The organism is Bacteroides zhangwenhongii, assembly GCF_009193325.2.
Classification (GTDB): domain Bacteria; phylum Bacteroidota; class Bacteroidia; order Bacteroidales; family Bacteroidaceae; genus Bacteroides; species Bacteroides zhangwenhongii.
Window position 1 is genome coordinate 2,013,130 of record NZ_CP059856.1, and the last position, 21,375, is coordinate 2,034,504.

The window sequence follows — 21,375 nt, forward strand, 5'->3', positions numbered from 1 at the left end:
TTATAGAAATTTATTCAATTCTTCTACCAACAAGTAAACAGTAGTAGAAGATTCCTGTTGTGCCGGATTATTGCCATCAAATTGTTTCATGATAGTTTTAGCATGATTTATGGCTTGCTCTTGTTTAGAAAACAAAGCATTGAACATTTTAGAACTTACACCCGATTTTTTTGTATAGGAAAATCCCAGTAAAGTGCTCAACATTTTTTCATATCTGGAACGATGTAAAGCTCCTTGATATAAATTGAAATGAAGTAAAAACCAAAACTCAAAAGCTTGGTTGCTATAAGCCACTTCAAAACCATTCTGTTGTGCCAAGAGAATCGCAGAGTTGAAATCATTTTCAGGAAAGTCATCTTTGTCAAAAACCACCCAATTCTGGTTATATATCCGTCCTTTTCGCTTTTCCTGTTCTTTTATATTGATAGCCTTCTGCACTAATGTTAATGTTCCCATACCCTGCCCTACAGCTTTCACATTGGCTGAAGTCAAACGAAAAGCGTTAAAATAATCCGGTTCTGTATTCACTCCTTCACAAATAATCAGAAATGTTTGTTTCACTTCACGCACACCACTGATACGAGTTATCTTTCTTTCGACACGCGGATTTATATTTTTCCCTTTTGTAGCCGCCATAAGTTAATTTTCTTGGATATTGAACAAACGGGTTAAATCTCCAACAATTGGAATTGCTCCATACTTTCCAGATAAATAATCTTTTTCAAACGAAGCGTCATTACGTATTTTATACTCTGCCAATGAATAAAGCTCAGTTGCTCCATAGCGGTCTTTCTGTGTGAACCAGATCTGGTCTCGTCGGAAGATATTAGCACTCAATAAATTGGTATCATGAGTAGTGAAAATCAATTGAGCATTTTTCGGATTTGTTTCTTTTGAATTAAACAAGGCAATAATTCTACACGTAAGAAGTGGATGCATTTTAGAATCAAATTCATCTATAATCAGACGCTTTCCATTATCCAAGGCATCAATGATAGGATACGCTAAAGAAAAATACTTTATTGTGCCTTCCGATTCATTTTTTCTGAATGGAAAAGTAACAGTCTTCACTTCATACCCTTTCTCATCGTACTGTGTATGCGTACTAACGATAGTATTATCTATTTTCTCAATGTTTTCAATGCCTAAATCAGCATAACGGGAAAACTCTACAACTCTTTGCTTTATTTTAATATCATCCAATTGGATGGTTGCAGTATTCCATATCTTTTCATCATTAGAGCCTGAAATAATAGTGGTATCATTCAGCCATTTCATTATCTCCACCGCTATCGGATCATTAAATTGAGCTGCAACAGATAGTAACAATGCGTTCGCCCTCACCATTCGTTTACCCGCAAGCTCTTTACCAACGACAAATTTGGTATGAATATCAAAATTATCTTTTTCCCGATAGAATAATTCCACTTCCTTAGCTCTCTTTTTATTAGCCTTTTGATAGAGCCACTCCGAATGTACCAATGAATTATCAGCCTCAAAACCATAACGATATTGATTGTCCTCATCACAGAATATGGCTTCAAAATAACTTGGTTCATTCACAGTGAGCGAATTCAACCGGAAACTTTCTATATTAACCCGTTCTCCCGCTTGAATATCCTTCGATGAGTTTATCACATACCATTTAAAGAATTCAAACGCCTTAATAAAATTGGATTTCCCGGATGCATTAGCACCATAAACAACCGCACTCTTCATTAAGGATAATCCGACATTTCCTACACTAAAGATTATATCTTCAGCCGGAACCTGTATTTCTTTCAAAGCCGATGCAACCAATGACAATGTAGATTGTTCTTTGAAGGATAAAAAGTTTCCTATTTTAAATTGAATAACCATACTTTAATATGCATATTTGAGAATTTATCACAAATATATCATTTATTATTCAAAATAGAAACACTTAACAGATGAATTACATTATTTTATGATAAGTTGAATAGGAATCGATTATCAGCCCCATGACTCTATCAGATAAAATACAAAATCCTGCACGTTTCTCGTACAGGATTTCGCATTACATATTTAGCCTGGTGTTTATGAATTAGCATCTACTTCTCCATTATCCGGCAGCACGGCTGAATTCCAATCATTAATACTCGTATCAGTAACTTTCGCCTCCGTCTTATTCACAGTAACCGTATATATGTACTGTGTACCCTCTTTCGTCTCAAACTTCGTCTTACTTTCATCTGTATATAATTGAGTGGTATAAGTGGTACCTTCATTCTTATTATCATAATGCAAATCAAACTTCAATCCACCTTGTACACTCTCTCCCGGACAAAGGATATATACAAATTCCACATATTCTATTACGCCATCCTTTTTAACCTCTTTTCCGCTAACTCTAGGATTTGCAGTATACAGAAATGCTAATTTATCTACTGTACCATCCGGAGTAACAGTTCCGTCCTTAGGATTGAAAATCACCTTAGAATGCAGATTATTTGCTGAACTGGAAAAAGTCAGATCGTACCACGATGCAAATGGAACAGTCGTAAAGCCTTTACCCGCTTTCAGACGGATAACCAATTTACTCATTTTATGTGCAAATTGAAATTTCAGTTCAGGGCTTTCTTTTGTACCTTTTGCTGTGGCATACAGGAAATCAATTCGATCTTGCCCCCTTACTCCTACAGGTGAGTAATTAGTCTTTTGCTGTTTGATAATATTGCCTTCAATCGTCTTATAATTTGTTAGCTTGCTATACTCTACATAAGGATAATATGCTGAAAATTCACCATCAGCGGCTCCATAATAAATAGTAGAAAATGAACTGTTAGGTTCAAAATTATTAGTTCCCTCTATTAGATTGTATCGGTAAGCTGTATACGTAAGTTTACCGCTAGTTCCATAGATACCTATCACATCACCGGTCTGCCATTCACTATCATCCGTCACACGTGTTTTTAGTCCGTCAATTCCGGCTGATACTTCAGCAGCCACTTGCTCGTTATCAGCAATACTCTCAATCTCAGTGTTATCACACCCAGCAAATGCTATTAACAAAGAGACCGCTAAAAAATAGTTCTTTTTCATAACTGTATTTTATTAAATGTATATTGATTATTTCCATTTCAATTATTGTGCATCAACCTCACCACCATTCACCTTAGTCCAATCATTAATGGTAGCTCCGATAATTTCCGCTCTCGTACGGTGCAGTTTCACTTCATACATGTACTTGCTGCCTGCATCCAATGTCTTATCCATTGTCCAGGTGAAAGGTTCGTCATTTCCATTATTCAAATCAAAAGTCAGCACACGTGACTTAGCTGCATCGGGTAATAGAATAGCCTCGCTCAAAGTGCCGGACTCGGTTGTAAGCAATGTGACATCCGACTTATCCGCTCCGCACGCAAGCGTACCGTTAGAAAGATTGAAAGTCGCTTTTATAGGTTGATCGCCAACTGTGATACTAAGATTTTTCAGGTCAGCCGTATTCAATCCGTCGCCCGGACTTATTACCAATACTAACTTAGAAAGCTTATGAACAAATTTGAATCCTACTTTCGGATTCTCCTTTGTGCATCCTTCCACCTTGCCGGCATACATGAAGTCGATAGCTTCCTGACTACTTTGAACAGTCACATTCAACGGATAAGTATAATCCGTCAGCGGAGAGATAAAAGGATAATATGCATAAAAATCCACCGCACCGACAACGGGGAAATAGATAATATTCGTATTATCCCCTTCCGTCTCTGCTCCATCGGGTTTAAAATTGCCGTCTCCTCCCGTAGTCACATAGCATTTATTATCCGCTCCACCACAAATATTCTCCTGCGTCAACCCCGCACCGTTACCGGAATACACCATAAAAACGCCGATTTTATCATTATATCCCCAGTCCGTATCTATGGCACGACTTGCCGAAGCTCCTTTCGTTCCAATCTCCCCCTGCACAGTCAATGCCGTGCGTCCGTCGGGCACAGGCGAAGATTGCGGCTCATTATCGTTGCTACAAGCTCCCAACGAGGCAGCCAGTGCGACATACAGTACAAATTTCTTATTCTTCATTCCGTTTCAGTATATTATTGTTATCAAATTCCGCCATAATGCGATTAATGAATATCCACTTGTCCGCCGTCCACTGGACTCCAGTTACTAATTTCCCCTGAGAAGTCCGTCTGAGAAGGCAAATCAAAGTTCGCTCCCAATACCAACGGAGTCATCGAACCGTCGTCAAAATGCTCATGCAATATTTCGGTAAGATCAGTTTCTATTGTCTGTACGGTTCCGTTGTTCAATGTCACAGCTACGGTAAGTTCTTGCTCATCTTCCGGAAGAATACCAAACAAACGGATCGTTGCGGTCAGTGTAGGAGTCCCGTCGCTTGCTTCGGTTTTCATAAAAACAGGAGAAAGAAATGTGTCCGATATAGAGACCAAAGCTCCGGTTCTGAGATTTATACCGGAAGCAATGCCGCTTAAAGTAGCATTCACTGCGGTAATGTGTTTATGGTCGCCCTCTTTTAGTTTCAGCACCAATGTCAGTTGGCGAATGCGTTGCCGCATCTTGACCGTAACAGAGAGTGTGTCGTCTTTCGCCATATCCAATGCTTGCACCGCAGAGAATAGATAACCGGGAAGAGCCTCTATGCCGTTTCCACCCGCAGCAGTTACCGTAGCTATATCACCGGAAACTGTAATGGATTCGGGTACATTATATACCAGCAACTCGTAAGATTCCGGTTCAAGCAAGGCATGATAAAGGTTGGTATTTCCTTTCACGGATTGCTCGTCACTCATTCCTGAACGACCGGAAACACGAAGCAGATAGGATACAGGCTGCACAGACTCAGAGGAGCGGTCACTCCAATCTGTCGTCACCAGCAATGCTCCTTGTGTCGGGTGAGGAGTGCGATATACATCATCCTTGACACAGGAGGACATCAGAAGAACAGCACCGCAAATGAGGGCGGCACATGAAGTTATTTTAATAGTTTCCATATCAGTGTGATTCCTAATTGGTTAATACCCCAATAATTTTTTGTCTTACAATCTTTGCGTACACGAACCTTATTGATAAGCGTGTATTCGTCATAATCGGCGTAAGTATAACCTACTCCGGCATGAAAGTCGAGCGAAAGATTACTGTTCAGGTCTAGCTGATACCCGCCTGTAAATCCCCCACCCAGATAGTCACCCTGACGACCGGTATTACCAAGTTTGTAGTGAAACTCGCCCGTATGATACATCGCCCCGAGAAAGCCACGACTTTTCCCGCCCAGATAGTAACGTATTTCAGGAGAAACCTTCCAAAGAGCGTAGCGACGGTTTTTATCATCCCAACTCCATGAAGTCCAACTGCCGTTGACTAAAACACCCAAGTGGCGGTTTACACGCCATTCTACACCTAGGTCGGGAGTCAGCGTAGCCCAACGAAGCAGGTTAGCGCGCAAAGCAAGGCGATAAGACGGATGTGTTTCAGATGAAGCCAGAAGTTTCTCCGAAGAAACGCCGACAGATGTTGTTTCCGGACAAGTCCCCTGTTCAGAATTTTCCGAAATATCCTCCATTTCCTTTTCCTTTATTACAGGTATTACAGAGTCCTCTTTTACATTTGCTGCCGCCTCATCTTTGGGTAGACGAAGACGAACGATGACCACATGGCGCAAATCCCCATAAGTTTCAGCATGGTTACGAGTGATGAAGCAGTTTTCGTTGATTCCTTTGCACAGGATAAGTTCCGATTTCACACGATTACTGCGAATTTTAGCTAGTTTCAGATTCTCTGCAACCGTAGGTTCCGAAGCACAATAACCATCTACCAGCAAAGGAGCTTCACCACTCAAAATAGCGGCTTTGTGGTTTTCTACAAGAGATAACAGATGATCCAATTGCGTGCCGTTCCCTTTCCAAGGAATATAAAACATATCCTTATGAGAAACAAAACGAAAGACATAAAGAGTGTCGGGTGTCTGTGCCATAGAAACGGCAGGTAGCAAGAGCGGCAGGAACAAAAGCAGAAGATAAAATTTGTGTATCTGCATTGTCGTTGAGTTTTTAATGAATATTCAGTCCTTTTCATTTTCCGTTACTTTGTAGGTAACGGAAAAAAACTTATTCAGCGTTCTTACAAAGACATTCTATTAAAAAGCACTTCAATAAATAATAAAAGTCTAGTACCTCCGCTTAATTAGAATTATGGTAGAGGGAAAAGTGTTTTGCATATTTTAGCAATCTGATGGCTATAAATGTAAAAAATAGGGTGTTTTATGCGTATAACCTCCTATTTAGTATGCTTTATTAGAAAATAAACCCATTTTTATTTGCATATTTTAATTAATACCAATACTTTTGTTGCGCATCTCACTTTCCGTTACCTACAAAGTAACGGGTGCATAATCAACTCATAAACAAACAAATACAAATCCAATCATTATCTTATCCCGTTCCTAAGACCGTCTTTTACGCAAGCAATTACCATTCTATTTGCCTTGTCCAATTCTTCCGTTTCAAAAGGTTTAAGATAAGTTTCCGTCACTTTTATGGAAGAATGTCCTAAGGCATTGCTAATGATACCAATCGGGCACTTTTTGCGATAGGCAAGAGTAGCCCAAGTATGCCGGGGCGTATAAGAGGACAGTTTGCACTTTACCCCAATAACGTAAGCCAAGTGATCCAGTCGCCGGTTGAAATCGCGAAGAACACACAGGTATCGGTCATATTCCTCACGACTACCGATACCACCCGCTTTTCCTCCATCCAAAATAGAAAGAAGATAAGGAGAAGCAGGATTAGTATCAGAACAGGTTCGAATCAGAGACTCCGCCTCTTTCGGTACAGTCACCGTTAGACGACGCCCCGTCTTTTGACGGCAATAACTGACTACCCCGTCTTTATAATCACATTTGCGCAAACGGGCAAGGTCGGCAAAAGGTATTCCACGAAGCAGAAACAGCAAGGAGAACCAGCAACGGGCTTCTTGCAAATTATCTTGTACCAACGAAGACGAAACAGAAGTGCCAACCGCCACGCTACCTAAGTCCGGCAACGGGAAAGATAAAATCTTCGCCATATCGGCGGGTGAAAGCGCACGTTTCACGTCGGCACAAGTACCTGTATAGACACTGTCAAAAAGACCGGCCGTATAATCTACTTCACCGTCTTTCAAAAGCCGATGATATACCGCACGCAGCATCCGCATATAGGTGGAGATAGTGTTCATCTTCAACAACTTGCCTCTCAGATACTCCTCAAATTCCCGCAAGACGCTTACGGTAAATACGTTACGTACTGCCATTAAGATTTTTCTCCCTTTACGCTTATTCCAATAAGCGGTAAAAGTGTGGAGAGTACTACGGTAGACATGAGCGGAGCCAAAACGATGTTCATCTTCCAGAGTCTGCACCAAAGAGAGCATAAATTCAGTCAAATTTTTCTTTTCTTTCATTACGGAGATAATTATAATTAATTATTAATAGCCTTCACCTTTTTGCTGTAACTCGTTATTCATAGGCATTAGCGGGTGAAGGGCGGTATCTTCACCTGCAACACACCTCCGGTTCATTAGCAGCAAACTTCCTTTTTTATAGACACTAAACTTCTTTTCTATTATAGATAAACTTCTCTTCTTACGAATATAAAATTCTTTTTCACTAATCACAATCTATAAACGCAAGTTGCGTTTATAAAAACAAAGCTTGCATTTATAAAAACAAAGGCTTCGTTTTTATAATCAAAGCCTTCGTTTATAGTTTATCTATAACCAAAAAGAAATTAGTTCTTATAGAAAGGAAGTTTAGATCCTATAGAAAAGAAGTTCATCTACAATATCCGGTCGCCATCAGACCAATTATCGGTATACATAGATAGCTTAAAAAGAGGAAAGCGGGTGAAATATATGCCCTTCACCCGCTAACGCCTATGAATAGGGTATTATAGCGAAAAGGTGAAGGGCGGTATAAAAAGACCAAATCTGTCGGAAGAGAAGCTATCGGGTAGCGTTGTATAACTTACCGAACAGCCGAATTAATAACTGATTTTCACTCCGGCAAAGAAGCTTCTCGGCAAGGACGGACCGTAGATATATCCGGAATCGCGGTCGGCTCCTTTATCAAAGTCATTCTGATAGGCATTGAAAATATTCTGCACTCCGGCGTTCACTTGCAAATTCACTGACTTGTAGAGTTTAAAGTCGTATGCAGCCTTCAGGCTTATGTCAAAGAAGTCCTTCGTATTCACCGTTATCGGATTTTCAAGGAATCCCGGAACTGGTTCGTGAGGAACCAGCATCGAACCGGTATATGTACCGGAAAGAGCGATAGACAATGGTTTTACCGGAGTATAGGTTGCTGTAAAATAACCGTAAGTATTCGGCGTACGCATCATTTTCTTCACAGCCGGAGCGTCCGGATTCCACACGTGCGGTTCGTTGTAATGACTCTGCTGCAAAGTGACTCCCGCCTGAACCTGGAATTTAGTCAGATATGCCATCTTTCCTTCCAATGTCAGTCCCATCACGCGGGCTCCCGGTGCATTGTATCGTGTACGTGTCAGGATTCCATTCACGACCTCTCCGTCGGTAAGGGCAAATACATCTGATAACTTTGTATAAAATCCTTCTACCAGGAAGTTAACTTGAAACGCACCAAAACGATGATAAATATCTGCCGAGGCACTCAAGCTCTGTGACCTTTCTTCTTTCAAATTATCAGCCAGCTCGACCATCGCTACATTACCGCCTACATTCTCCACATGCAAGTCTTCATCGAAAGCCTGTGGGGCACGGAAACCGGATGAGTAACTGAAACGAAGATTGATGTTTTCCGTCGGATTATAACGCAGATTGGCACGCGGACTGAATATCACATGGTCAATCAGGTTATGTTTAGCCAAACGACCGCCAATCAGAAATCCCCAATGTTCATTCTTCCATTCATTCTGGAGGAAGGCGCTACCGATATTCACTTTCTGGTCTACCGTACGATTATATCCCCACATATTATCTTCCAATTTGTCCTGATTGAACTCTATTCCGGCAGTCAGGTCGGACGGCATGAAGATACATTTTCCGAAACTATAGACATATTGCGATCCTGCCATCCAGTTCAAGTCGGTGGTGTTTCCGTAAGCATTCAAGTCTTGACCGCCACCATAATAGCTGTCACGATTGATATGCTGCGCTGATGCAAACACATTGAAACGATGTTTCTCGTTAGGAGAGAAATAATCAAATTTCAGTCCTCCGCCATTGATAGAGTGCTCGGTCTGCTCCGCCACATTCGCTTCGTGAGGCGGACGGTTCAACAGGTCTCCTCCCCTACGGAACTCTTCCATGTGGTGATATTCAAAAGTCAGTTTCGAATAAGTCGTTGTTTTCAAAAATGAACGGAACCCGACTGTCTGCCCGTGCAACTTGGGTATTTCGGAATATCCGTCACCATCATGGTCATACGCAGAACGATGGCGGTTCTGCCCGAAGATATACAAACCGGCACGCTGATCGTCCGTCACAAGTGACGCATTCAATGCTGTACTGTTATCGAAAGCATCGCCATCACCAATTCCTGTTATGGTATGCGACAACATACCGGAATTGCGTATCGGTTCTTTGGTAATGATATTGATTGTTCCGGCAATAGCAGACGAACCGAACAAAGCAGATCCGCCTCCACGCATCACTTCCACACGTTCGATCATGCTGGCAGGAATCTGCTCGATGCCATACACACCGGACAGTGCACTAAAGATGGGACGGGAATCGAGCAGGATTTGCGTATAAGGACCATCCAGTCCATTGATACGTACTTGCTGGAAGCCGCAATTCTGACAATTAGACTCTACACGGACACCCGGCTGAAAACTCAATCCTTGCGCCAAAGTCGTGGAATTGGTATTCTCAAAGATTTTCAGATCCACCACATTCACCAGCGTCGGAGCCAGGCGACGGGTAGTCTCATTACGATTGGCAGATACTACTACACCATCCAAAGCAACCGCATCTTCTTCTATCTCGAAATCTTCTTCCAATGTGCGCCCTTTCTTCAGCGTCACATTCCGTCTGACGGTTTTATACCCCACCGAACTAACTTCGAGCACAAAATTGCCTTCGGGAAGATTTTTCAAGAAATAATGCCCGGTAGCATCGGTTACCGTTCCGATAGTAGTACCTTTCAAGGCGACTGTTATATAGGGTAAGTGTTCCTTAGTGTTTTTATCAAGAATATGGCCAATGATATTGGCGTCCGATTTACGTAATTCAGGATGATTAGGATATTCATGAGCTTGTCCTTCAAGGGCAGGCAACAATGCGCAGCACAGGCAGACAAGCGAAAAGATGTATTTCTTCATTTTCCGTTTGTTATTTGTTTTCGTTTAATACTTGTATGTACATACAGATAATTCCCTGCCTCAAACGAGACATGGTATCATCATTTAAATGGCGAAAAGACAAATAGCAGGCGGAGCACGCAGTGCTGTCACTCCATGATAAGGAGCATGAAAATGTGTATGCGGCAAGCGTCCGAGCAGCAAACACAATAGAAAAGAAACGAAAAGGGGAAGAGCAAAAACAACAGTCGCACTATCCGCTATCAGATGAGACAGGATATGGATGTGCAACAATTCGACTGTTGAATGTTGATGCGCCGTCCCTTGCTTAAACGGGTGCGAATGGACAATTGTCACGCCATTAACCACATGAATGTGGGTAAAGAATGTAATACTTGCCAAATACGATATAAAAAGTATCGGCAAGAAATAGCGTGTTATATTTAAAACCAATCGTTTCACCTCATTTTCACTTTAGGACGGCAAAGATACAAACTATTTATTTCACAATCAATGATTAGACAAAATACTGTTAATATACCACCGAAGCTATGATTTGTATAAACAGAATCAAAAATACCATAGCAATCGGATAAACAGTCGCGTAAGCTACGCTAGGTATGTTGCTGTCCACCATTGAATCGGCAGCAGCAAGTCCCGGAGTACTCGTCATGCCTCCCGTTATCGTTCCCAGCAAATCGAGCAGACTGATTTTAAATACCAGACGTCCGACAATGGCGGCAACAAGCATCGGCACCAATGTGATGGCTGCACCTACGCCAAACATCAGCAATCCGCTTTCCTGGAAAGTGGCTACCAAATTCTTACCGGCAGAAGTTCCTACTTCGGCAAGAAAAAGAAGCAGACCTAACTGGCGCAGCAATTGATTGGCTGGTCCGGACATAGACCAGATGATGGGGCCCGTCTTACCAATCGCACTCAACACAAGGGCTACCATCAACACTCCACCGGTCAGTCCCGGAGAGAATGACAGACTGTCAGAGAAAGATATATTTATTTTGCCGAACAGCACTCCCAGTACAATACCCATCGCAATGGGGAAGAAATCCGTATCAGACAGTTTCTTCGCATTGTTACCCAGCAGACGGGCTACTCCTTTAAGTCCTTCTTTTTCACCGACAACCATCAATTTATCGCCAAACTTCAAAGCGAGATCGGGAGATGGAGACAAATCAATACCGCTTCGACGGACACGGGTCACTGTACATCCAAAATTTTTCTGTAAGTTCAAATCACCCAACTGCTTATTTATCATGTCCTTTTTGGTCAATAGTAAAGATTCTATTTCCTGCGTTTTATCCAAAGGCAACTCACCTTCTTCACGCTTGCCAATCAACACGGCAAGCTGGTCCAACGACTCTTCGCTACCTACGGCTTGTATATAATCTCCTTCACGCAGCACCGTATGGGCCGTAGGGATGGATATTTCATCATCATGTTTCAGACGTGAAATGACAGCGCCCGTCATGGCACGCGCATTTATCTGCATCAGAGTACGATTGAACACATGAGAATTGGTAACCCGATAAATGCAAGTAATCAGCTCCGGAAATTGTCCACGACGTTCTATCTCCAAGCGGCGGGCTTCTTTATCCAAATCTACCCGCATAATCTTAGGCAGCAGTTTGACAAACAGAATCACGCCGATCACTCCAAACGGATATGCGATACCGTAAGCGATGGACGCCAAAGGAGAATGGGTACTGTCAATAGCAACCGCCAGACCCGGAGTACTGGTCAGCGCACCGGCAATCAGACCGACAACGCTCGGTGTATCAATATCGAATGCGTACTTCAACCCGACTGCAGTCAAGCAGGCAGAACAAATAATAAGCATAGTAATAAGAATGAGCGTCTTTCCTTTACTACGGAAAGAATCGAAGAATCCGGGCCCCGCTTGAATACCGATGGTGAATATGAAGAGCACCAAACCAAAGTTTCCTAATTCTTTAGGAATAATAACACCATAATGCCCGAAAAGAAGGGCAATGAAAATAACTGCCGACACATCAAGAGATAATCCTCTGATCTTTATTCTTCCCAGCATAAACCCCAACGCGACTATCAGGAAAAGGGAGAAATAAGAGGAATGCAATAAGTCAGTAAACATAAAAATAAAGGTTAGTTAGTTAAGGGCGCGAAGGTACGGATTTTATTTAAGCCATACAATATTCCTTCTCAGAAGAAGCGACTTCCTCACTTTTAATACCTACATATAACTAAAGCTTGGTTATTTTTCATTTCTTTTAGGTATTTTCCATCCTTATAGTTCCCTGTAACTTTGCAACCGAAAATTAAACAATCATTATCTATCAAAATTAACAGAGTATGAAAATCTTGAACTTTTGGACGGTTGCCTTTATGGCACTGTCACTCTCAACAACATTGACGTCTTGCAGCGATGACGACGAAAAGAAAGAAGAAACAGAGATGAAAACATTGACCGTTGACGCTACTGCTTATAATCAATGGGTATATGTAAATCTTAAAGACGGCAAAACCCAAACCGTAACTATGGAAGGAAGTGATGACGAATCTGCAGTTACCATTGACTGGCAGATTGCCATACATCGCTATACGGAAGTAAAAACCAATGGAGGCTCTGTTGTAAAAACAGATATGACGGATATGAGCAAGTTGACTACAATTCCGACAGGCGGATATGTCGCAGATGAAAGTGAACAGAACATACTCGTCAAATTCGCTATGCCGCCAACAGCTGATTGCTACGTGAAAAGCCACTGTAATACTGCAATGGTATGGACCGAAGGTTCGGCTATGGCCGGAACATTGGCAACAACCAACAATGTGTTCGTTCTAAAATGTAAAGACGGGACATATGCAAAACTCCAGTTCACCGATTTTGCAAATGCGGACAATGTAAAAGGGCACGTCACGTTTAATTACGAGTATCCTGTTAAATAACCAATCATGAAAAGAATCTTTATGATGTTATTGGGTGTCCTGTCCACGTTGTATACGACAGCGGAGACGGGGCGCCTCTACGAAAACAATGAGGACGATAACGCTATTACGCGGCGTTTCAAAGGAGTTGTATTAGATGAAAACGGCACTCCCCTGCCCGGAGCGTCCATCGTTGTAATAGGCACGACAATCGGTGCCGGCACTAATACACAAGGCGAGTTTACATTAAGTTTAAGAGATAAAGGGTTTCCTATCTTGCGGGCCAGTTTCATCGGTTATACTCCTGTGGAATACAAGATTCAAGACAATGAACACAATAACATTGTCATACGCCTGAAACCGACCCAAAGCTCATTGGAAGAGGTCGTCGTTACAGGTACACGGACAGAAAAGCCGCTCAAAGATGTCCCGGTACTGACCAGAGTGATCGGGCAAAAGGAAATCCAAGCTTTAAATCCTATGGATATAGAGACCCTTTTACAGTATGAGCTACCCGGCATACAATTCAATTACAATTCCATGAGTAAATTGCCGGAAATCACTTATCAAGGAATGAGTGGCGAATACTTATTATTCTTGGTTGACGGTGAACGTATAAGTGGTGAAGGCTCGGATCATAACCCCGATTTCAGTCGTTTCAATATAGATGATATTGAACGCATTGAAGTCGTCAAAGGAGCTCAATCCACTCTCTATGCTTCAAATGCTTTGGGTGCTGTGATCAATATCATCACGAAAAGCGCCAACAGACCTTTTACAGGAAATGTAAACGCACGTTATGGCAATAACAGTGGACAAAAATACACTGTTTCAGGTGGAACCAAACAAAATCGTTTTTCTTCTTTCACTACCATATCCCACAGAAGAAGAGATACATACACAATTTCTGATGACAAAGAAACAGAAAGAACAGTCATCAATCCGGACGGTTCAATCACCATCGATAAAAGTGCTAACAGCAGTACCATTCGGGGATATCAGATCTGGGATGCCTCTCAGAAGTTCGGTTATGCTTTTACCGACCAGTTTAGTGCGGAAATAAAAGGAACATATTATCGGAATAAACGCGATAATGCTACGGCTAATGCAAAAACCAATGATATATTTTCAAACTACTCGGTAAATGGTAAATTAAAATATTTGTTTAATGTCAATCATAGGTTGGATCTTTCCTACATCTTCGATAGTTATAGAAAGGATATAGACTATTTTGTAGCAGGATATACCAAAAAGAACTACGATAACTTCGTGCAAACAGCGCGTTTGAACTATACCGGAAATTTCAACGACCAACATACATTTACAGCAGGACTGGAAGCCAATCTTGAATATTTAAAACATTATATGTTCAAAGACAGTACCAATTATAACCAGCAATCATACGTGTTCTATGTGCAGGAAGACTGGAAAATCTCCGAGAAGTTCAATCTGATAGCGGGCATACGGACTGATTACCATTCCAAATACCACTTCCGTATGACTCCTAAACTATCGGTAATGTATCGGCCGGTAGAACTGTTAACCCTGCGTGCCGGCTATGCACAAGGCTACCGGACACCGACTTTAAAAGAACTGTATGAAGAATATGACATGGGAGGTCTGGGGATGTTTACCATTCATGGAGATGAGGATCTGAAAGCAGAGAACAGCCAGCAGTTTTCCCTGTCTGCCGAAATTAACAAAGACATCTTTTATGCCTCCATATCCGGCTATTACAATAAATTCAAGAATAAAATCACATTAGCTTATCTTGATAATATTGAAGACGGGAAAAGTATGCCGGACATGAAATACATGAATTCCGACAATGCTGAAAGTATAAGTATGGAAGCTATTGCACGGGTAAAAATGGATTGCGGACTGATGTTGCAAGGTTCTTACGCATACGTCCATGAAAAAGAAGAATATAAAGGATACAATTTATCCATGACACGGCCTCATAGTTTAACATTCAATGCATCCTTTAACCGTAAATTCGGTAAAGTCAATACTTCCGTTTCACTGAACGGGCAGTGGAGTTCCAAATTACACACATACTCCTATTATTCCGTTGACAATACCATAACTGAATATAATTACTCTCCACGTACTATTTGCACCTTGAACACTAGTGCAAGTTTTCCTCACGGTATCTCTGTGGGACTGGGTATAGACAATTTATTCAATTACAAAGATAAATCTGCCGATTATGGAATCCAGTTACCACAGCAAGGTATCGGCTTCATCGGAACTGTTTCAATCAACCTTGCCGATTTGTTCAGACTATAACAAGAGTCAAACTACATACAAAGCTAAAAATAAGAGAAATGAAAAAGAAAAGTAAAATCATCTTAGGTGTATGCATCGTCGCTGCAGCTCTGATAGGGATGTCCGTATGGAATACCTGGTTCAGTCCTACAAAGATTGCTTTCATCAACTTCCAGACCATACAGCAGGGAAGTATATCGAAAGCCAACGACAATTCATCCATCAAACTCAGTGAAGTATCGCTCGACAACCTCGACCGTCTGATCGGTTACGACATGGTATTCATCAACGGAATGGGTCTGCGTATCGTCGAGGAACAACGTCAACAGATACAACAGGCTGCCGACAAAGGTATTCCTGTATATACTTCCATGGCTACCAACCCGGCCAACAACATTTGTAATCTGGACAGCGTACAACAGAATCTGATACGAGGTTATCTGACCAACGGAGGAAAAACCAACTACCGGAATATGCTGAATTATATCCGTAAAGCTATTGACGGTAAAATCTCTTCCATACCGGAAGTGGAAGACCCGGCAGAAAGACCCAGCGACATGCTCTATCACGCCGGACTCACCAACCCGGATGATGAACTGGAGTTCCTCACCGTGGCAGATTATGAGAAATTCATGAAGGACAACCGTCTTTATAAAGAAGGAGCACGTAAAATCATGATAACGGGACAAATGGCTGATGCCACCGGACTTATTGAGGCTCTTGAAAAAGAAGGTTACAATGTTTATCCGGTTCAGTCAATGACGAAATTCATGTCATTTATTGACGAAGTGCAGCCAGACGCAATCATCAACATGGCACACGGACGCATGGGAGACAAAATGGTGGATTATCTGAAAGCTAAGAATATCCTCTTGTTTGCTCCGCTCACCATCAACAGCCTGGTAGACGAATGGGAGAAAGATCCGATGGGAATGGCAGGAGGATTTATGTCACAAAGTATCGTGACTCCGGAAATCGACGGTGCCATCCGTCCTTTCGCTCTCTTTGCACAATATGAGGATGAAGAAGGGTTGCGCCATTCGTATGCAGTACCCGAACGCTTGAAGACTTTCGTATCCACAATCAACAATTATTTGAATCTGAATACTAAGCCGAACAGCGAGAAGAAGGTAGCTATCTACTATTATAAAGGTCCGGGGCAAAATGCATTGACCGCTGCCGGTATGGAGGTGGTTCCTTCCCTATACAATCTTTTGGTCCGCATGAAACAGGAAGGATACAACATATCCGGTCTGCCTGCAAATGCTGAAGAACTGGGTAAAATGATACAGGCTCAAGGCGCTGTGTTCAACTCTTACGCAGAGGGAGCCTTTAATGACTTTATGCAAAAAGGACATCCCGAACTTATCACCAAAGATCAATATGAAAGTTGGGTGAAAGAGTCACTCCGACCTGAAAAATATCAGGAAGTGGTGGATGCTTTCGGCGAATTCCCCGGCAACTATATGGCGACTAACGACGGTAAATTGGGTATTGCTCGTCTGCAATTCGGGAATGTAGTCTTAATGCCACAAAATGCTGCCGGAAGCGGAGACAACTCCTTCCAAGTGATTCATGGCACTAATATGGCTCCTCCTCATACTTATATTGCTTCCTATCTATGGATGCAACATGGTTTCAAGGCTGACGCACTGATCCATTTCGGTACACACGGAAGTCTTGAATTTACTCCCAGAAAACAAGTAGCATTGTGCAGCAACGACTGGCCGGATCGCCTGGTTGGAGCAGTTCCGCACTTCTATATCTACTCTATTGGCAATGTTGGTGAAGGAATGATGGCTAAACGCCGTTCGTATGCCACCATACAGTCGTACCTCACTCCTCCTTTCCTTGAAAGCAGTGTGCGTGGTATTTATCGGGAGCTGATGGAAAAAATCAAGATTTACAATAACTCTCACAAAGAGAATAAAGATCAGGAATCATTAGCTGTCAAAACGCTGACTGTGAAAATGGGAATTCACCGTGATTTAGGTTTGGACAGCATTGCCAACAAACCATATACGGAAGATGAAATCGCCCGTGTAGAAAACTTCGCAGAAGAACTGGCTACCGAGAAAATCACCGGACAACTCTACACAATGGGAGTTCCTTATGAAGCGGAACGGATCACTTCTTCCGTCTATGCAATGGCTACAGAACCTATCGCATACAGTCTGCTGGCTCTTGACAAGCAACGTGGTAAAGCGACAGACGCCGTTAGCAAGCACCGCAGCCTCTTTACACAACAGTACTTGACTCCTGCTCGCCATCTGGTAGAAAAGCTGATCGCTAATCCTGCGCTGGCCACAGATGAACTGATTTGTCGTACAGCCGGTATCACCGCACAGGAACTAGCCAAGGCTCGTCAAATAGAGGCAGACCGCAATGCTCCGAAAGGTATGATGGCAATGATGATGGCTATGGGAAAAGCCCGGAAAGAATACAGTAAAGAAGAAATCGAACTGGCACTTGCCATCGCTGAAGTAGAGCGTACAATCAAGAATGTAGGCAACTACAAGAACGCACTTCTGACAAGTCCCGAAGAAGAGTTAAGCAGTCTGATGAATGCATTGAAAGGTGGATACACCGCTCCTACTCCCGGAGGTGATCCGATTGCTAATCCGAATGCTTTACCAACCGGACGTAATATGTATGCTATCAATGCCGAAGCAACTCCTACAGAATCCGCTTGGGAAAAAGGTATCGCTTTAGCCAAACAAACGATTGATACTTACAAGCAACGTCACAATGATTCAATCCCACGTAAAGTGAGTTATACTCTCTGGTCTTCCGAATTTATAGAAACCGGTGGGGCTACTATTGCTCAAGTACTGTATATGTTAGGTGTAGAACCTGTCCGTGACGCATTCGGTCGTGTCAGTGATCTAAAACTGATTCCTTCAGCCGAACTGGGACGTCCACGTATCGACGTAGTAGTCCAGACTTCCGGACAACTCCGTGATATCGCCGCTTCCCGCCTCTTCCTGATTAACCGTGCAGTAGAAATGGCTGCGGCAGCGAAAGACGACAAGTTTGAAAATCAGGTAGCCGCCAGTGTGGTAGAAGCTGAAAGAGTGTTGACCGAAAAAGGTGTCAGCCCGAAAGATGCACGCGAAATGGCTTCCTTCCGGGTGTTCGGAGGCGCTAATGGCATGTATGGTACAGGAATTCAGGGAATGGTGGAATCCGGTGACCGCTGGGAAAGTGAATCGGAAATCGCAGATACTTACCTCAACAATATGGGAGCCTTCTACGGTGACGAAAAACACTGGGAAGTCTTTCAGAAATTTGCCTTTGAAGCAGCATTGAACAGTACAGATGTTGTCGTTCAGCCCCGTCAAAGTAACACTTGGGGAGCATTGAGCCTCGACCACGTATATGAATTTATGGGAGGTATGAATCTTGCCGTACGCAATGTTACCGGTAAAGACCCGGACGCTTATCTTAGCGACTACCGGAACCGCAACAACATGAAAATGCAGGAACTTAAAGAAGCAGTCGGTGTAGAAAGCCGTACAACAATTCTGAATCCTACCTATATCAAAGAGAAAATGAAAGGCGGTTCTTCTGCTGCAAGCGAGGTTGCCCAGACTGTAACGAATACGTATGGCTGGAATGTGATGAAACCTACTGCTATCGACAAGGAACTTTGGGATAACATATATGATGTATATGTCAAAGACGAATACAAACTGAATGTAAAAGACTTCTTTGAAAAACAAAATCCCGCAGCTTTACAGGAAGTGACTGCCGTGATGATGGAAACTGCCCGCAAAGGATATTGGAAAGCTTCTCCGGAACAACTCTCCAATATTGCCAAGCTGCATACAGACCTTGTCAGACAGTTCGGTCCTTCGGGTAGCGGATTTACCGGAGACAATGCCAAATTACAGCAGTTCATCGCCTCTCAAGTAGATGCGCAAACCGCAGCCAACTACAACAAAGAACTGAAACAAATGAAACAAGCCACCCTGGACGGAGAAGCGACCAAAGGAGGCATGGTATTGAAGAAACAATCGAGCGATGCCGTACAAGGGGCACAGGAAGAGCAAAACTCTTTGAATGGAGGCCTTATCGCAGGTATTGTTCTGGTAGCATTTGTTGTCATGCTGCTAATACTTAAAAAGAAACGGAAAAAGTAATGTAATATGGAGTTAATCATTCACATATTAATGCTGTTTATCGTGATTAACTGCAGTTTCAAACTCAGTTTCTGGAAACTTTGGCAAACCGTAATATACAGCCTGATTGCCGGTCTTTTTGTGGCCGGCACCTGGCAGTATGCTATTCTCCAGTCAAAAACACAGATTGCCGATTATCTGCAGAACACGGAAGCATTGCAAAACATGGCTATTATCATAACGCTTGAGTCAGCACTCTGCTTCGGCTATTGCGTGGCTTTCCTGCGCGGACTTTATGGTAAGAAGAATTTATGGTGGGCGGAATTACTTCGCTGGTATCCCAGCTTGTTGCTCTTCCCCGTATTATTCTACTATCTCACAGAAGCTATCTTCCGGTTACCTGGCGTAGACTTTTCAGTGACAGCCTGGTCACTTGCAGGGATAGTGGTTATCGCCATCCCATTGTTAAGCCGGCTGATGAAGTATCTTGTACCCGAAGACGATCTCCGGTTGGAAGTTCATTTCCTTGTCAGCTTATTCATCTGTATCCTCGGACTACTGACCACTGTCAATGGGAAAACGACCTATGCTGCCACCGAAGAGGCGCTCAACTGGAAAGCTATTATCTTGTCCATCGGTCTGTTCGTTGTCCTGTTTCTTATCGGATTCGCCTGGAACAAGCTGAAATGGCCTTTATTACAACGTAGAGAATTAAAAAAAAGAAGTAAAATCAATCAATAAAAAAATATATATGGAACTCATTTCTAAATTATTATTTTGGGTAGCAAACAGTTTACTTATACCCGATATCATTATTTTGCTGTGCCTGTTCGTTCGCTCACTTATTTTGATCGGAGGCACCTACAACATGTACATGACCAAACGTAAAAATGACAAAGCACTGGACCAACTCATTAAAGATGCACGGATAGACGATCTGAAAGCAGCTTTACCCGACAAAGACAATTCACTATATATGGGTTATCTCCGCGATCTGCTCTACCATCCGGCCAGTGCAGATTACTCAGACTTCCTGATAACAAAATTCGAGAATGAAGCAGAGAAAGATGTGTCTCTTTCTAAAATGTTGGCTAAGATAGGTCCGGTTCTCGGATTGATAGGAACATTGATTTCCATGAGTCCGGCACTTGTTGGACTTTCTACAGGAGACATCTCCGGAATGGCATATAATATGCAGGTAGTATTTGCAACGACTGTTGTGGGTCTGGTTATTAGTGCTGTAGGATTGATATCCATGCAGTTCAAGCAACGTTGGTATGCCAAAGATGTCAACAACCTCGATTATGTATCAAGAGTATTAAACGAAACAACCGGAGAACCCAATAATGAAAAGAAATAGAAGAGTCAGCAAATTCCTCAAAGAAGAGGACACCGACCCGCTAAGTGTAGTAGTAAACCTGTTCGACGTGGCGATGGTATTTGCCGTGGCATTGATGGTGGCCATGGTGATGCACATGAATATGACGGAAGTTTTCGGACAGGAAGATTTCACCATCGTGAAGAACCCTGGTAAGGAAAATATGGAAATCATCTCCAAGGAAGGAAAGAAAATCAATACTTACAAGCCTTCCGGTCAGAAAGAGGAGGATTCAGGAAAAAGAGGAAGAAAAGTGGGGATAGCCTACGAACTGGATAACGGTGAGATTATTTATGTTCCGGAATAAAAAAACAAGCCATCGAAATGAGTAACTCATTCCGATGGCCTATCCCCTTTAAACACCTTTAAACAAAATGAAAAT

Annotated in this window: 16 protein-coding genes; 6 read left to right on the forward strand and 10 right to left on the reverse strand. The window is 42.5% G+C overall.

Going from position 1 to position 21,375, the window contains the following annotated elements; genetic code table 11:
* The 10 genes from GD630_RS08120 to GD630_RS08165 form a co-directional block, all read right to left on the reverse strand.
* Positions 1–636, reverse strand: coding sequence for an RloB family protein (locus tag GD630_RS08120; protein WP_143866903.1), 636 nt, complete (start codon positions 634–636; stop codon positions 1–3).
* A gap of 3 nt (positions 637–639) precedes the next feature.
* Entirely contained in the window at positions 640–1,860 is a 1,221-nt protein-coding gene (locus tag GD630_RS08125; RefSeq protein ID WP_143866905.1) for an AAA family ATPase, read from the reverse strand.
* 198 nt (positions 1,861–2,058) lie between these two features.
* Positions 2,059–3,063 carry a fimbrillin family protein gene (locus GD630_RS08130; RefSeq protein ID WP_143866907.1) on the reverse strand — a complete coding sequence of 335 codons (1,005 nt, stop codon included), beginning with the start codon at positions 3,061–3,063 and terminating at the stop codon, positions 2,059–2,061.
* Positions 3,064–3,105: 42 nt separating this feature from the next.
* Complete coding sequence (locus GD630_RS08135) at positions 3,106–4,044, reverse strand: fimbrillin family protein (protein ID WP_143866909.1); 939 nt, start codon at positions 4,042–4,044, stop codon at positions 3,106–3,108.
* Between the two features lie 44 nt (positions 4,045–4,088).
* Positions 4,089–4,976, reverse strand: coding sequence for a FimB/Mfa2 family fimbrial subunit (locus GD630_RS08140; RefSeq protein ID WP_229118724.1), 888 nt, complete (start codon positions 4,974–4,976; stop codon positions 4,089–4,091).
* Positions 4,958–6,019 carry a DUF3575 domain-containing protein gene (locus tag GD630_RS08145; RefSeq protein ID WP_143866910.1) on the reverse strand — a complete coding sequence of 354 codons (1,062 nt, stop codon included), beginning with the start codon at positions 6,017–6,019 and terminating at the stop codon, positions 4,958–4,960. Before GD630_RS08145 ends, GD630_RS08140 begins: the two co-directional genes overlap by 19 nt.
* A gap of 389 nt (positions 6,020–6,408) precedes the next feature.
* Positions 6,409–7,422 carry a site-specific integrase gene (locus GD630_RS08150; protein WP_143866912.1) on the reverse strand — a complete coding sequence of 338 codons (1,014 nt, stop codon included), beginning with the start codon at positions 7,420–7,422 and terminating at the stop codon, positions 6,409–6,411.
* 578 nt (positions 7,423–8,000) lie between these two features.
* Complete coding sequence (locus GD630_RS08155) at positions 8,001–10,322, reverse strand: TonB-dependent receptor (RefSeq protein ID WP_143866916.1); 2,322 nt, start codon at positions 10,320–10,322, stop codon at positions 8,001–8,003.
* Positions 10,323–10,406: 84 nt separating this feature from the next.
* Entirely contained in the window at positions 10,407–10,763 is a 357-nt protein-coding gene (locus tag GD630_RS08160) for a hypothetical protein (protein ID WP_143866918.1), read from the reverse strand.
* A gap of 70 nt (positions 10,764–10,833) precedes the next feature.
* Positions 10,834–12,432 carry an aspartate:alanine exchanger family transporter gene (locus GD630_RS08165; protein WP_143866920.1) on the reverse strand — a complete coding sequence of 533 codons (1,599 nt, stop codon included), beginning with the start codon at positions 12,430–12,432 and terminating at the stop codon, positions 10,834–10,836.
* 218 nt (positions 12,433–12,650) lie between these two features.
* On the opposite strand from GD630_RS08165, the gene GD630_RS08170 reads away from it, so the two are divergent.
* The 6 genes from GD630_RS08170 to GD630_RS08195 are packed head-to-tail and all read left to right on the forward strand — an operon-like array spanning position 12,651 to position 21,300.
* Complete coding sequence (locus GD630_RS08170; protein WP_143866922.1) at positions 12,651–13,247, forward strand: HmuY family protein; 597 nt, start codon at positions 12,651–12,653, stop codon at positions 13,245–13,247.
* Between the two features lie 6 nt (positions 13,248–13,253).
* Positions 13,254–15,515, forward strand: a complete 2,262-nt coding sequence (locus GD630_RS08175) for a TonB-dependent receptor (RefSeq protein WP_238482974.1) — start codon at positions 13,254–13,256, stop codon at positions 15,513–15,515.
* A 38-nt stretch (positions 15,516–15,553) separates the two neighbouring features.
* Positions 15,554–19,636 carry a cobaltochelatase subunit CobN gene (locus tag GD630_RS08180; protein WP_143866924.1) on the forward strand — a complete coding sequence of 1,361 codons (4,083 nt, stop codon included), beginning with the start codon at positions 15,554–15,556 and terminating at the stop codon, positions 19,634–19,636.
* A gap of 6 nt (positions 19,637–19,642) precedes the next feature.
* Positions 19,643–20,356, forward strand: a complete 714-nt coding sequence (locus GD630_RS08185; RefSeq protein ID WP_074560311.1) for a hypothetical protein — start codon at positions 19,643–19,645, stop codon at positions 20,354–20,356.
* A 10-nt stretch (positions 20,357–20,366) separates the two neighbouring features.
* Positions 20,367–20,975, forward strand: coding sequence for a MotA/TolQ/ExbB proton channel family protein (locus GD630_RS08190; RefSeq protein ID WP_007761763.1), 609 nt, complete (start codon positions 20,367–20,369; stop codon positions 20,973–20,975).
* The gene (locus GD630_RS08195) at positions 20,962–21,300 is read left to right on the forward strand and encodes a DUF2149 domain-containing protein (protein WP_004300151.1); all 339 of its coding nucleotides are present in this window, start codon (positions 20,962–20,964) and stop codon (positions 21,298–21,300) included. Before GD630_RS08190 ends, GD630_RS08195 begins: the two co-directional genes overlap by 14 nt.
* Positions 21,301–21,375: the final 75 nt, after the last annotated feature.